Origin of the sequence: Paenibacillus sp. GCM10027629 (assembly GCF_042676425.1) — a bacterium.
In the GTDB taxonomy this organism is placed as follows: domain Bacteria; phylum Bacillota; class Bacilli; order Paenibacillales; family Paenibacillaceae; genus Paenibacillus_K; species Paenibacillus_K terrigena.
In genome coordinates this window covers 873,925-887,742 of the sequence record NZ_JBHTGZ010000012.1, presented here as the reverse complement: position 1 = coordinate 887,742, position 13,818 = coordinate 873,925, and the positions used below count along the sequence as shown (strand labels likewise).

The following is a 13,818-nucleotide window of genomic DNA, read 5'->3' as shown; positions in this document are numbered from 1 at the left end:
CGAAATAGATATGAAATGCAGATATAAACGAAACGACAATGGTAATGATACGAGGTCGAGTCAGCCATAAATGAGAGGAGAAAACGATATGAGTGACGTTCGAATTGGAATTATCGGCATCGGCAACATGGGAGCGAGCCATGCGAATCATATAAAGTCAGGCACGATCAAAGGTGCGGTATTAGCGGCGATTAGCGATGGCGATGCCGAAAAACGCGCTTGGGCGGCGGAAACTTATTCGGGGGTAGCCGTATATGCGGATTCAGAGGCGATGCTGGCATCTGGCGATGTGGATGCCGTCATTGTAGCAACGCCGCATTACGATCATCCGGTGGAGGCGCAGCGTGCTTTGGCCCAAGGGATGCACGTCTTGATCGAGAAGCCTGCAGGTGTCTATACAAAACAGGTGCGTGAGATGAACGAAGCTGCGGCAGCAAGCGGTCGTGTGTTCGGCATCGTGTACAATCAGCGGACGAATCCGCTGTACCGGAAGCTACGCGAACTGATTGCAGATGGTGAGCTTGGCGAAATCCGTCGCACGAACTGGATCATCACGAGCTGGTATCGGTCGCAAAGCTATTACGACTCCGGTTCATGGCGGGCTACCTGGGGCGGCGAAGGCGGCGGGGTTCTTATCAATCAATGTCCGCACCAGCTTGATCTATGGCAATGGACGACAGGATTAATGCCGGTACGGATTCGCGCTTTCTGCCACTTCGGCAAACACCGTGACATTGAAGTCGAAGATGACGTCACCGCTTATGTAGAATACGCGAACGGCGGAACGGGTGTATTCATCACGACGACGGGCGAAGCGCCAGGGACGAACCGATTCGAAGTGACAGGCGACCGAGGCAAAATCGTCATCGAAGACGGACGATTGACGTTCTGGCGACTGCGCGAGTCGGAGCGTGACTTTAATGCCCGCTACCGCGGAGCGTTCGGATCGCCGGAGCATTGGAAATGCGAAGTTCCGATTCATGGCACAAGCTCAGAGCACGCGGGCATTATGCAAAATTTCGTCGACGCCATCCGAAACGGCACGGCGCTTATCGCTCCGGGCGAGGAAGGCATTCACGGCCTGACCATCTCCAATGCGATGCATTTGTCGACTTGGCTCGATGACTGGGTCGAGCTTCCGTTGAATGAAGACTTATATGAATCAGAGCTGCGCAAACGTATCGCATCGTCAAGGTATCGTAAGCCAGAAGCGTCGGTTTCGAGCGGTACGGCGCCGGCTAATTTGAAAGGCACGTTCTAAAAAGCGGTTGCCGTTGTAAAACTTGCGAAAAGAATATCTTCCAATAGCATGCTCACAAAGGGGGAAGGCCAAGATGGAACAACATTCTGCGACCTATGCTGATCCTACGTATGCTAACGTATCGCGTCGACCGGATGCGCCGATCGAAACGTTAACTGAGCTAGAGAAAACGGTACGGCATATCGTTTCGGAGACGTCGGTTATCGATATTCATACCCATTTGTATGCTGCTGATTTCGAGGAGCGGCTGCTGTGGGGCGTTGATCAGTTGCTTGTGTATCATTATTTGACGGCGGAGTATTTCCGCCAAGGCGAATTATCATACGACGAATTCTGGTCCTTGGATGATGCGGGCAGAGCCGATAAAGTCTGGCAAGCCTTATTCGTCGACCGCATGCCTGTAAGCGAAGCGGCGTCCGGTGTCGTTACTGCACTCAACCGGCTTGGCTTATCGCCGTCCGTCTACGGTCGCGACCTGGACGCTTACCGCGCTGCCTGGGCGGGAAAGACGGCTGCTGCACAAGTGGACGATGTGCTCGCCACAGCTAGAGTGAAGTCGCTCGTCATGACGAACGACCCGTTTGATCCCGTTGAACGAGCGGTATGGCTAGAAGGCAGCGGTTGCACCGATACGCGCTTCCAGGCCGCGCTGCGCATCGACAAGCTGTTGCTCGATCCGTCGTCAGCAGCGGTTGAACTGCGCAACCTTGGCTATGATGTTCCAACAGACGATCCATCGGCATTCTTCCAAGAGGAGACGCTTGTTGAAGTCCGGCGCTTTCTGCGCGATTGGTGTACTCGCATCGGTGCCTTATATATCATGGCGTCGCTACCGGGCGACATCCAGTATCCCGTTGAGGGGGACGCGTTAACAGCGCTGCTCGACGGAGCCGTCGTGCCGGTCTGCCGCGAGCTTGGTCTACCGCTGGCGCTGATGGTCGGCGTTCGCCGACAAGTGAATCCAGCCCTGCGCCTTGCCGGTGACATGAGTATGCAGGCCGACCTTGGCCTGCTGGAACGGCTGTGCTTACGCTACCCGGAGCTGCAGTTGCTTGTGACTGTGCTGGCGCGGGAGAACCAACATGAATTAGCCGTCTTGGCGCGGAAGTTCCGCAACTTGACGATTTTCGGGTGCTGGTGGTTCCTGCATACGGAATCGATGATCCGGGAGATGACGTCATTCCGCACAGAGCTGCTCGGCACAAGCTACATCCCGCAGCACTCCGATTGTCGAGTGCTGGAGCAGCTCGTTAATAAATGGGACCATTCACGTTCCGTGATCACGGGCGTGTTGTACAACAAATATGCTCGACTGCATCAAGACCGCTGGCTGGTGAGCGAGAACGACATTCGTCGCGATATCGAGCATTATTTCGGCGGCGTGTTTCAGCAAGTGTTAAGCCGTGCCAAGAAGGGGAGGGGATGATGGGATGACAGAAACGATAGGAACGCCTCGGTTTCAGAACAAAGACGGCATGACTTACGCCCCGACGACCGCAAAGCCGGAACCGGTATGCGGCCCTGGTGAATTTGTATTCGCCGCGGCAGCGCTCGATCATGGCCATATCTATGGCCAGTGCAATGGGCTAATTGAAGCGGGTGGTACACTCAAATGGGTGTACGATCCTGACCCATTGAAGGTAGCTGCGTTTTGCCGCACGTATCCGCAGGTTCAGGCGGCGTCTTCGCTAGACGTTATTTTGCACGACGAAGAGGTTCGGCTCGTCGCGGCGGCGGCGATTCCTTCCGAACGGTGCGCACTCGGGCTGATGGTCATGGACCACGGCAAAGATTATTTTACCGACAAGACGCCGTTTACGACGCTGGAGCAGATCGCGTCGGCACGCGCCAAGGTGCTGGAGACGGGCTGCAAATATATGGTCTATTATAGTGAGCGGCTCCACTCAGAGAGCTCCATTTATGCGGGGCAACTCATTCAAGACGGTGCAATCGGTAAAGTGCTACAGGTGATCGGCACGGGTCCTCATCGGTTGAACGCCGCTTCGCGTCCGGATTGGTTCTTTCGAAAAGCGCAATACGGAGGAATTCTCTGTGATATTGGCAGCCATCAGGTAGAGCAATTTTTGTATTATGCCGGCTGCAAGGATGCCCGCGTTGCACACAGCAAGGTGGCGAACTACAATAACCCGGATTATCCCGAGCTGGAGGATTACGGCGATGCAACGTTGATCGGCGACAATGGGGCGACGAACTATTTTCGCGTCGATTGGTTTACGCCAAATGGTCTTGGCACTTGGGGAGACGGCAGAGCGATCGTGCTTGGCACGGACGGCTATATCGAGCTTCGTAAATATATCGATGTGGCGCGCGATCCGCGAGGGGATCACGTATTCATGGCGAACCATGAAGGAGAATATCATTTTGCCGTGGCCGGTCAGGTCGGCTTTCCCTTTTTCGGGGAGCTTATTCTCGATTGTCTGAACCGAACCGAGAACGCGATGACGCAGGAACATGCGTTCAAGGCGGCAGAACTGTGCATCCAAGCGCAGAATATCGCGGTTGTGATCAAGTAGAATTCATGAACGGCATTAAGGCACCATGAGCGTGATCGTCCTCTAACCGAAAAGGCTGTCGTGTGGTAGAATCATTACAACAACGTGAACCACTTGCAAACCGACGCCTAGCGCGCTTCTGGAGGTTGATTCTGTGTCGCAAAACATGCAATTGCAGGAGCCGATCGAGCTCATGTACCGCAATTCGCTGCCGATTGACGGAGTTTTTCACTCTCATGCTTTTTACGAAGTGTATTATTTTCATACCGGGGAATGCACGTATCTGATTGGGGACAAGATCATGACGCTTGCCTCTGGCGATCTTATCTTAATGCATGGCATGACGCTCCATTGTCCGAATCCTGTGCCTCATGTCCCTTATGTGCGAACGATCATCCATTTTGACCCGTCGTATTTGACGACCGTTCTTCAGCCGAATAAGGCAGCGGAACTACTGCGGCCGTTTGAGGAACTGAGCAACATCCGCTTACATTTGAATGAGCGGGATCAAGAGGAATTCGACCGACTACTCACCGAGATGAACGACTTGTATAGGCATCGGAGAGATCCGGTTGTTCATGCGGCCTATGATCGTTTTTCGCTGCGATTCATGGAATTGATGCACTTTGTCGGTGGATTATGCAGTAAGCATGTGTACGAACGTGAGCATCGCTCAGAGAAAGAACGATACGTCCAACGCGTGATTTCGTTTCTTGAGGATCATTATGCGGAAGAGATTACACTCGAGGCAATCGCCTCATCGCTCCATTTGTCGAAACCGTATTTGTCCAATTTGTTCAAGGAAGTGACAGGCACAACGGTGTTTAAATATTTGTACAATCGCCGCATCAATCAGGCGAAAATCTGGTTTCGACTGAAGCCAAGCTACTCGGTATCGGATATCAGCCGAATGGTCGGTTTCCGCCATCTGGCACACTTTAGCCGATTGTTCAAGGCAGTTGCCGGGTGCAGTCCGGAGGCATACCGTAAAGGCATATGGCAGGCGTCATCGTCGCATCGCGAGTGAACCTTACGGTCGAGAAGACGAGCCATGTAAAGGAGGAGTTCGTTCCAATGCCATTCCAAGCACCATCACCATTATTTGATTTGTCTGGACGGACGGCGGTCGTGATTGGAGCAGGCAGTACCTTGGGCCGCGTGATGGCTGAAGCGTTAGTCGCCCACGGGGCTCATGTGGCTCTGGTCGTCCGCAATCCGGACAAAGCTGTCACAGACCTTCAGCCGCTACTGGATACAGGTAAGGGTAGGATATTCAATGCGGATGCCGTCAGTAAGACGGAATTACAGCAGGCGTTGCAAGAAATTGTCCTATGGACGGGTCGCGTCGATATATTGCTGAATACGGCAGGAGTGAACAGTGCAACACCGTTCTTCGAGATTACCGAAGAAGAATGGGACCGGATTATGGATGTCAACGCCAAGAGCGTGATGTTGGCCTGTCAGGTATTCGGTAAGGCGATGATCGATGGAGGAATGGGGGGCAGCATTATCAACATCAGCTCCGTTTCATCCGGACCGCCGCTGTCACGCGTATTTTCTTATTCCGCATCCAAGTCAGCGTTGAACAGCATGACGCAATACCTTGCTCGAGAGTTCGCTCCTAACAAGATACGGGTCAATGCGATCGTACCGGGGTTTTTCCCTGCGGAGCAGAATCGTTCGATTCTGTCCCCCGAGCGTGTCGCTTCTATCATGAGCCATACGCCGATGAACCGTTTTGGCGATCCGAAAGAACTGCAAGGCGCCGTCGTATGGCTTGCCTCCGAAGCGGCATCCAGCTTTGTTACAGGGACGTTGATCCGAGTCGACGGGGGATTTGGCGCGGTAACCATATAATGCAGGGTTTGACGAAAATAGAGAAGCGTGGCTGAGGGAATCAGCCATGCTTTTTTTACTGCAATAGCATAGTGGGCGAGGGCGATGCTATATCGTCTAAGTGTACAGGCTGGCGTACGGACCTACGATCCGCTATGCCATGGATTATTCGTGATAAACGGCTTTCCGAGGACCATAAATCCGTTATTTAGGTGATTTGTGCCAGAATAAGCAATGTTTTTGACGAATAACGGATTCACGGTCCGTGAAAGTAGATTTGCACATCAAAAACGGGTGAATAACGGATTGATTGTCCGCAAATCACGCTCAACGGTTGATGGTTTATGCCTCATGCTCCAGAAACTCACGGAACGCCGTAGTCAGCAGCGGTACTACTTCGAAGAGATCCCCGACGATGCCGTAATCGGCGACCTTGAAGATCGGCGCTTCGGGGTCTTTGTTCACCGCGATAATGACGCGCGATCCGCTCATCCCCGCAAGATGCTGGATTGCTCCGCTGATGCCGCAGGCGATGTAGATCTCCGGCGTCACGACCTTGCCGGTCTGGCCGATCTGCAGGCCATAATCGCAGTAGCCCGCGTCGCAGGCGCCCCGCGATGCGCCAACGGCCCCGTTCAAGACGGAAGCGAGCTCTTCGAGCGGCTTGAAACCGTCAGCGCTCTTCACGCCGCGTCCGCCGGAGACGATGATCTTGGCTTCGGACAGGTCGAGCGTACCGCTTGTCTTGCGAACGACATCGCGAACGATGGTACGCAAGGATGGCGGGGCGAATGCAACCTCGATCACTTCACCGGAGCGGGAAGAGTCTGGCGCACTGAGCGGAATATTATTTGGCCGAATCGTGATTATCGAAGGGGCTGCCGATGTTCCGGTAAAGGCACGTTGTTCTACCGCTTTGCCGGCATAGAGCGGACGCGTGCAGAGCAGCTTGCCATCCTCGTGCTGAATCGCCGTTACATCTGAGATTTGTCCGGCTTGCAGCGTTGAAGCTAGACGTGGAGCAAGATCACGGCCGACCGAAGTATGACCGAAAATGATGAACTCCGGATTCGCCGTGGACACGACATGCTGCACTGCGCCCAGATAAAGCTCTGCATGATATGCTGCAAAGTCCGCATGCTTCAACACATATACTCGATTCGCGCCATACGCGAAGAGACTTCCGGCATAGCGCTCTAGAATATCTAGCGATGTATCAACCGGAACGAGCAGGCAGCTTGCAATCTCCGTAGGCGCGGTCCCCGCGATTTTCACTGCCGCGCTGACCTCTTCTAAGGCAACCTGACGCAGCTCGTGATTTCGAATTTCTGCGAATGTAAGGATTGTACGACTCATGTTCTTCCCTCCTAGATCACTTTGGCGTCTTGGCGCAATCGACGGATGAGGTCCGCGACTTGAGCTGCTAGATCGCCTTGCAGGATAACCCCTGCCTGTCTTGACGGAGGCAAGGATAACGATACCCTCGTCGTTCGAACTTCAAGTTCCTGCGGCGAAATGCCTGGTATATCGTCCAGTGACAGCAACCTGAACGGTTTCTTCTTCGCCTTCATAATGCCCGGCAGCGTCGGATAGCGCGGCTCGTTCAACCCCTGCTGCGCCGTGAAGAGTGCAGGCAGCTGAACATCGATAATCTCCGTATCCCCTTCCGCATCGCGATGAACGACTGCCTCTCCCGCCGCTGAAATATCCAGCTTTGTAATCGATCCAATATGCGGTAGGCCGAGCTGCTCCGCGATCCGAATCGCCACTTGCCCTGCACCGTTGTCAACGGAGAAATTGCCCCCGAGGATCAGATCTGCCCCTTGATCGGCTAAGAACGCAGAGAGCACTTTGGCGATTGCCCACTCATCCTGTGGGATTCGTGGATCATGAATCAGCACAGCTTCATCGGCCCCCATCGCTAACGCTGTACGAAGGGCTTCCCCGGCTCGTTCAGGTCCTACCGATAGTAGGTTCACCTTGCCGCCATGTTGCTCGACAAGGCGAATCGCCTCCTCAACGGCATATTCATCATAAGGATTGATGATCCATTTCACACCAGCCTCGGAAATCCCGCCGCCCGTGAGCACAATTTTCTCCTCGGTATCAAACGTCTGTTTAAGCAATACCCAAATATTCATCCTATGTTCTCCTTTCGCCTTCATCGCCTCAGCCGAGAGTAACATCCTCTTCGTAAGTTTATTAATTGAACACTGCTAAAATACCGCTTATCCAAATTCATTTTTCAATCTTACTGGACATATACAAGTATTGAGGATCGCAAACGTGACGACAGACCACTTGGGAGCAAAAAAGAGGGAGGGATAGCCTATGAACCCATCCATTGTGCGCCTGCTGATCGCGATAGCAGTAGCTGCCTATGCGGCTTCACTTTTCGGCGTGGTCGTGTACAGGCGATGGCAATATATCCGGCTCGGCAAACGGATGGAACAGCAGACCCGCGAAAATGCGGCGCGTAATGGATTTGCAGCACAGGTCTTTGGTCAATCCAAGCTGCTCAAGGATTGGCGCAGTGGGGTGATGCACGTTGTCATTTTCTACGGTTTCATTATTGTGCAATTTGGAGCGCTCGACATTCTGGTCAAAGGTGTGGCGGGAGGGGGAATTCCTTGGTTCGAAGCAGCGTGGTTCACCTTAACGCAAGAAGTAACGGTTGGACTTGTGCTGCTCGCTATCCTCTACGCGGCCTATCGGCGGTACATAGAGAAGCTCACGCGGTTAAAACGGGATTTTAAACCGAGTCTGGTTGTGTTTTTTATCGGTACCTTGATGTTGTCGGTCGTAGCGTTCTTAGGGTTCGATCGGGTTCACAGCAATCTGGATGGATCGCTTACCGCCCCGCTATCCTCTGCAGCAGCTTGGTTATTCGCAGGCCTTTCTTCGAATGCCGTCAGCGTGTGGATGGAAGTGAGCTGGTGGGTGCATCTGCTTACGATTCTTGCTTTTCTCGTATATGTTCCGCAGTCGAAGCATTTCCATATTATCGTTGGACCTGTGAACATCTGGCTCCGGAGAAAAGGACCGCCGGGACGGCTCATAAGGCTCGATTTGGAGGACGAAAACGCTGAGACGTTCGGGGTGGATCAGATTGAGCAGTTCACGCAGAAACAGCTATTGGATCTGTATGCCTGTGTGGAATGTGGTCGGTGCACCAATGTGTGTCCAGCAGCGAGTACGGGTAAATTGCTCTCACCGATGCATCTGATTACGAAGCTCCGCGACCATCTAACCGAAAAAGGCGCCGCAATGACATCGAGCTCCGCATGGGTTCCTGCTTTTGCGTTCAATAGCTCCGGTGTGCACAAGATGACAGGGGAGTATGCACCGATTTCTTTTCATACGGAACCTCATCTCGCAGTGAATATCGAACCGACGATGTCCGCACAGAAGCAGGCATGGCACGCAGATCCGGCTGCATCAACCGATTCGATCCAGTTGATCGGCGATGTCATGACGGAGGAAGAGATTTGGGCATGTACTACCTGTCGGAACTGTGAAGATCAATGTCCTGTGGATAACGAGCACGTGGATAAAATTATTGATCTGCGCCGCCATCTCGTGCTGATGCAGGGCAGTATGCCGCATGATGGCCAACGAGCGATGCAGAACATTGAGCGCCAGAGTAATCCATGGGGTATGAGTCGGATGGATCGGGCGAAATGGGCCGAGGAATATGCAGCGAAAAGGAAAAGCGCCGATCCGGATTCGGCTCACGAAAACAAGCAGCGCGTGAGAACGGTACAGGAAAATCCGGGTTTCGAATATCTGTTCTTCGTGGGCTCGATGGGTTCATATGATATTCGCTCACGGCGAATTACGGAAGCCTTTGTGCGACTTATGCAGGAAGCAAATGTGAATTTTGCAATCCTCGGCAATGAAGAACGCAACTCAGGCGATACGCCAAGGCGGCTCGGAAATGAACTTCTTTTCCAACAATTATGTCAGGAGAATATTGCCGTCTTCGAGAAATACGGCGTGCAGAAAATCGTAACGGCGTGCCCTCATACCTACAATACCTTCAAGCATGAGTATCCCGATTTTGGCCTGAAGGCCGAGGTGATTCATCATAGTGAGCTGCTCGCAAGATTAATTGAATCGGGAGCGCTTTCGCCGCAGCATGCTTTGAAAGAGCGAATCACATATCACGATTCTTGCTATCTCGGACGGTACAACGAGGTGTATGATCCGCCACGAGAGATTCTACGAGCGATTTCGGGGGTCACGCTGCTCGAAATGGAGCGGTCCCGGGAGAATGGAATGTGCTGCGGCGCAGGCGGGGGTCGGATGTGGATGGAAGAGACGGAAGGGAAGCGGGTGAATATGGCTCGAACCGAGCAAGCGCTCGCGGTATCGCCGACAATGATTGGGTCTGCCTGTCCGTATTGTCTCACGATGTTGTCGGATGGGACGAAGCAGGAAGGCGTGGAAGAGCAGGTGCGGGCGATGGATATTGCGGAAATTTTGGCGCTCGCGGTATTTGGTGATGAAGTGTAGTGGTGAGTGAAGTGGAGGGATGGACGAAATGACAAGAATGATTCGAAGAGCAGCGGTGTTAGGCTCCGGCGTTATGGGGGCTGCGATTGCTGCGCATCTCGCGAATGTGGGCATCTCGTGCTTATTGCTCGATAGAGTACCGGAATCACGAACGAAGGAAGAGGAGGCAAAGGACTTGAATCCGGCCTCGTCTACATTTCGCAATAGGCTCGCAGCGGATGCGGTGGCTAGGCTAAAAAAGACGAACCCGTCACCGCTTTATAGTCCGGAATTCGTGCAAAGGATTCAGATTGGGAATATCGAGGACGACCTGCGCCAGCTTGGGGATGTGGATTGGATTATTGAAGTGGTAACAGAATCATTGCCGATCAAAAAAGGGCTCTACGCTCGGCTGGAGCAAGTCTGGAAGCCGGGGACGATCGTGAGCTCGAATACGTCGGGCATTTCCATTCGCGAGATGATCGCGGATTGCGGTGAAGCGCTTCGTGCGCATTTTCTCGGGACGCATTTCTTCAATCCGCCGCGGTATATGAAGCTGCTGGAGATCATACCTGGGCCGGATACAGATCCAGAAATTCTTGCGTTTATGAAGGGTTTTGCAGAGAAACGGCTTGGCAAAGGTGTTGTGCAGGCGAAGGATACGCCGAATTTTATTGCTAACCGGATTGGGACGTACGGGCTGCTCGTGACGCTTCAAGAAATGGAGCGCGGGGGATATTCCGTGGAGGAAGTGGATGCGGTGACAGGGCCTGCGTTAGGTCGACCGAAGAGTGCCACGTTCCGAACGCTGGACCTGGTTGGCCTCGATACGTTCGTGCATGTTGCGAATAATGTGCATTCGAATTTACCGGATGATGCCGTGGTGGAGAAATCGGTATTTCAGGCGCCGCATGTGCTGACGGAACTCGTTCAGCGTGGATGGATCGGAGAGAAATCGGGGCAAGGGTTCTATAAAAAGGTAAAAGGGGCTGACGGAAAATCCATCATTGAGGCGCTCCAATTGGAGACGTTGTCCTATGAACCTTCACGCAAGATTACTTCCGCATCCCTCGAAGCCGCGAAGAATGCCAAGGGCGCTCGTGCACGCATTCGCGCGCTGCTCGGAACGAATGATACGTATTCGCAGCTTGCTTGGAATATCGTGAAGCCTGTGTTGATCTATGCGGCAGAGAAGGTCGGGGAAATTGCAGATTCCATTCTAGAAATCGATCAGGCGATGAAGTGGGGGTTTAACTGGGATCTCGGGCCGTTCGAGACATGGGATGCGATTGGAGTGAAAGCCTCGATTGCTCGGATGGAGGCCGAAGGGACGACGGTTCCAGCGTGGGTGAAGGAATGGGTGGAGCAAGGGCATGATACGTTCTACCAGCAGCAGGAAGACCGATTGTTCTACATCAATCAGCAGGCATGGAAAGGGATTGATGTGATTCCGGAATGCATCTCCCTCGCACAGCTGAAGCAGCAGAAGAAGGTCATTCGCGGAAATCCGGGGGCCAGCTTGATTGATCTTGGCGACGGTGTCGCTTGTCTTGAATTCCATTCGCCGAATAATGCCATTGGCGTCGATATCCTCACGATGATTCAGCAGAGTGTTGATGAGGTTCGTAAAAATTGGCGAGGACTTGTGCTTGCGAATGAAGGCAAGAACTTCTGCGTCGGGGCTAATTTGATGCTCCTGCTCATGGAAGCACAGGACGGCGAATGGGATGAGGTCGATAACATCATCCGCACCTTCCAGAACACGATGCTGAAGCTCAAACGTCTTGAGAAGCCTGTCGTCGCGGCGCCGCATCGCATGACGCTTGGCGGAGGTGTCGAAGCCTGTATGCCAGCGGATCAGATTTTGTTCGCGGCGGAGACGTACTTCGGACTTGTAGAGACAGGTGTAGGCCTAATTCCAGCAGGCGGCGGCTGCAAAGAGATGGCGCTTCGCGTCAGTCGATCCGCGAAAGACCGCGATGAAGAATTGCAGCCGTTCATGAATAAAGTGTTCGAGACCATCGCGCTCGCCAAAGTCTCGACAAGTGGTGATGATGCGCGTAATTTGCATTTCGCTCAGCCGCATGATCGTGTCATCGTGCATGCCGATTATCGAATCTATGAGGCGAAGCAAGCGGTTCTGGCGATGGATCGGGGAGGATATCTCCTTCCGCCGGAAGAGCCAATTCGCGTGCTTGGTGAAGATGGCTCTGCCGTGATGCAGCTCGGTGCGCTGCAAATGCATCAAGGTGGCTACATCTCGGATCACGATCTCTTAATCGCAAAGAAACTTGCCCATGTGCTGGCTGGCGGTCATGCACCGGCAGGCTCGCTTGTATCCGAACAATACATGCTCGATCTGGAGCGGGAAGCCTTCTTAAGTCTGTCAGGCGAACCGAAGACGATGCAACGGATTCAATACACACTCTCGAGCGGGAAGCCGCTTCGCAACTAACGGGATGAAGAGGGAATGAGACGATAGAAAGTGAGGTGAACGATGATGCAGGAGGCTGTCATTGTATCGATCGCGCGTACCGCGGTCGGAAGGGCGAAGCGAGGAAGTCTGGCACAGACGCGGGCGGAAGATTTGGGGAAAACGGTTTTAAATGCCGTCGTAGAACGAGCGCCGGGGTTATCCAAAGGAGATGTCGAGGATATCATCATCGGATGTGCGATGCCGGAAGGGGAGCAGGGATTGAATTTCGCCCGGATTATGGCGCAATATGCGGGATTTCCCGTATCGGTTCCCGCACTCACGATTAACCGATTCTGTGCATCGGGCCTGCAATCCATCGCGTTCGCGGCGGATCGCATTATGCTCGGAGAAGCGGATGTCGTGATTGCTGGCGGCGTGGAGAGTATGAGTCATGTGCCGATGGCGGGATTCAGACCATCTCCGCATCCGCAGATTGTCTCGGATCTGCCGGGCGTATACATGGCTATGGGGCATACCGCTGAACAGGTGGCGAAGCAGTTCAACATTAGCCGTGAGGACCAGGATCGCTTCGCGGCGAATAGTCACCGGAAGGCGGCTGCGGCGTTAGCGTCAGGGAAGTTCGAAGATGAGATTGTCCCCCTCGAGACGAAGCTGCGTCATGTAGATGAACGCGGGCAGCTCGTAGAGCACGCGTTTGTGTTCGATCGTGATGAAGGAGTACGGCCGGATACGTCCGAAGAGGTCCTTGCGAAGCTGAAGCCGGCATTCGCAGCCCGAGGAACGGTCACAGCGGGCAACGCTTCACAGACCAGCGACGGGGCCGCGGCCGCTGTCGTCATGAGCAGAACTAGAGCCGAGCAGTTGGGCCTTAAACCGCTCGCGACATTCCGTGCCTTCGCGGTTGCGGGAGTTGCCCCGGAAGTGATGGGCATCGGCCCGGTCGAGGCGATACCGAAGGCGCTCAAACGCGCTGGAATCGAGATCGATCAAGTCGATCTGTTCGAGATTAACGAGGCATTTGCTTCACAATGCATCCATATTATTCGAGAGCTTGGCTTGGACGAATCGAAGGTCAATGTCAATGGCGGAGCCATTGCATTAGGTCATCCCTTAGGCTGCACCGGATCGAAGCTGTCTGCGAGCCTAATTTATGAACTGAAACGACGTGGCGGCGGTATTGGTGTCGTGTCGATGTGTATCGGCGGAGGCATGGGGGCTGCGGGTGTATTTGAAGTACATGAATAGATCGATTCAATACATTGCATACATGGAGGGAG

General features: G+C 53.6%; 10 protein-coding genes. 8 read left to right on the top strand and 2 right to left on the bottom strand.

Annotated elements, in window-relative coordinates; all coding sequences use genetic code 11:
* Positions 1-88: 88 nt before the first annotated feature.
* From ACFQZR_RS24735 to ACFQZR_RS24715, 5 genes are all read left to right on the top strand, one after another.
* Complete coding sequence (locus ACFQZR_RS24735; protein WP_379350855.1) at positions 89-1,261, top strand: Gfo/Idh/MocA family protein; 1,173 nt, start codon at positions 89-91, stop codon at positions 1,259-1,261.
* A 73-nt stretch (positions 1,262-1,334) separates the two neighbouring features.
* Positions 1,335-2,687 (top strand): glucuronate isomerase, encoded by a 1,353-nt coding sequence (locus tag ACFQZR_RS24730; RefSeq protein WP_379350853.1) that lies wholly within the window; start codon positions 1,335-1,337, stop codon positions 2,685-2,687.
* 4 nt (positions 2,688-2,691) lie between these two features.
* Positions 2,692-3,795 (top strand): Gfo/Idh/MocA family protein, encoded by a 1,104-nt coding sequence (locus ACFQZR_RS24725; protein ID WP_379350851.1) that lies wholly within the window; start codon positions 2,692-2,694, stop codon positions 3,793-3,795.
* Between the two features lie 133 nt (positions 3,796-3,928).
* The gene (locus tag ACFQZR_RS24720; RefSeq protein WP_379350849.1) at positions 3,929-4,801 is read left to right on the top strand and encodes a helix-turn-helix transcriptional regulator; all 873 of its coding nucleotides are present in this window, start codon (positions 3,929-3,931) and stop codon (positions 4,799-4,801) included.
* 47 nt (positions 4,802-4,848) lie between these two features.
* Entirely contained in the window at positions 4,849-5,631 is a 783-nt protein-coding gene (locus ACFQZR_RS24715) for an SDR family oxidoreductase (protein ID WP_379350847.1), read from the top strand.
* A 321-nt stretch (positions 5,632-5,952) separates the two neighbouring features.
* On the opposite strand, the gene ACFQZR_RS24710 is transcribed toward ACFQZR_RS24715, so the two are convergent.
* Positions 5,953-6,966 (bottom strand): electron transfer flavoprotein subunit alpha/FixB family protein, encoded by a 1,014-nt coding sequence (locus ACFQZR_RS24710; RefSeq protein WP_379350845.1) that lies wholly within the window; start codon positions 6,964-6,966, stop codon positions 5,953-5,955.
* A gap of 11 nt (positions 6,967-6,977) precedes the next feature.
* Positions 6,978-7,751, bottom strand: coding sequence for an electron transfer flavoprotein subunit beta/FixA family protein (locus tag ACFQZR_RS24705; RefSeq protein WP_379350843.1), 774 nt, complete (start codon positions 7,749-7,751; stop codon positions 6,978-6,980).
* Between the two features lie 190 nt (positions 7,752-7,941).
* On the opposite strand from ACFQZR_RS24705, the gene ACFQZR_RS24700 reads away from it, so the two are divergent.
* From ACFQZR_RS24700 to ACFQZR_RS24690, 3 genes are read left to right on the top strand one after another with little or no spacing between them, the layout of a single operon-like run.
* Positions 7,942-10,125, top strand: a complete 2,184-nt coding sequence (locus ACFQZR_RS24700; RefSeq protein ID WP_379350841.1) for a (Fe-S)-binding protein — start codon at positions 7,942-7,944, stop codon at positions 10,123-10,125.
* Positions 10,126-10,153: 28 nt separating this feature from the next.
* The gene (locus tag ACFQZR_RS24695; protein ID WP_379350839.1) at positions 10,154-12,559 is read left to right on the top strand and encodes a 3-hydroxyacyl-CoA dehydrogenase/enoyl-CoA hydratase family protein; all 2,406 of its coding nucleotides are present in this window, start codon (positions 10,154-10,156) and stop codon (positions 12,557-12,559) included.
* A 45-nt stretch (positions 12,560-12,604) separates the two neighbouring features.
* Positions 12,605-13,786, top strand: coding sequence for an acetyl-CoA C-acyltransferase (locus ACFQZR_RS24690; protein WP_379350999.1), 1,182 nt, complete (start codon positions 12,605-12,607; stop codon positions 13,784-13,786).
* The last annotated feature ends 32 nt before the right edge of the window (positions 13,787-13,818 follow it).

What these genes read in the sequence shown, in the direction of transcription:
- ACFQZR_RS24735 (WP_379350855.1), top strand. Translation starts at nt 89, where the DNA reads ATGAGTGACGTTCGAATTGGAATTATCGGCATCGGCAACATGGGAGCG.
- ACFQZR_RS24700 (WP_379350841.1), top strand. Translation starts at nt 7,942, where the DNA reads ATGAACCCATCCATTGTGCGCCTGCTGATCGCGATAGCAGTAGCTGCC.
- ACFQZR_RS24715 (WP_379350847.1), top strand. Translation starts at nt 4,849, where the DNA reads ATGCCATTCCAAGCACCATCACCATTATTTGATTTGTCTGGACGGACG.
- ACFQZR_RS24690 (WP_379350999.1), top strand. Translation starts at nt 12,605, where the DNA reads ATGCAGGAGGCTGTCATTGTATCGATCGCGCGTACCGCGGTCGGAAGG.
- ACFQZR_RS24725 (WP_379350851.1), top strand. Translation starts at nt 2,692, where the DNA reads ATGACAGAAACGATAGGAACGCCTCGGTTTCAGAACAAAGACGGCATG.
- ACFQZR_RS24705 (WP_379350843.1), bottom strand. Translation starts at nt 7,751, where the DNA reads ATGAATATTTGGGTATTGCTTAAACAGACGTTTGATACCGAGGAGAAA.
- ACFQZR_RS24710 (WP_379350845.1), bottom strand. Translation starts at nt 6,966, where the DNA reads ATGAGTCGTACAATCCTTACATTCGCAGAAATTCGAAATCACGAGCTG.
- ACFQZR_RS24695 (WP_379350839.1), top strand. Translation starts at nt 10,154, where the DNA reads ATGACAAGAATGATTCGAAGAGCAGCGGTGTTAGGCTCCGGCGTTATG.
- ACFQZR_RS24730 (WP_379350853.1), top strand. Translation starts at nt 1,335, where the DNA reads ATGGAACAACATTCTGCGACCTATGCTGATCCTACGTATGCTAACGTA.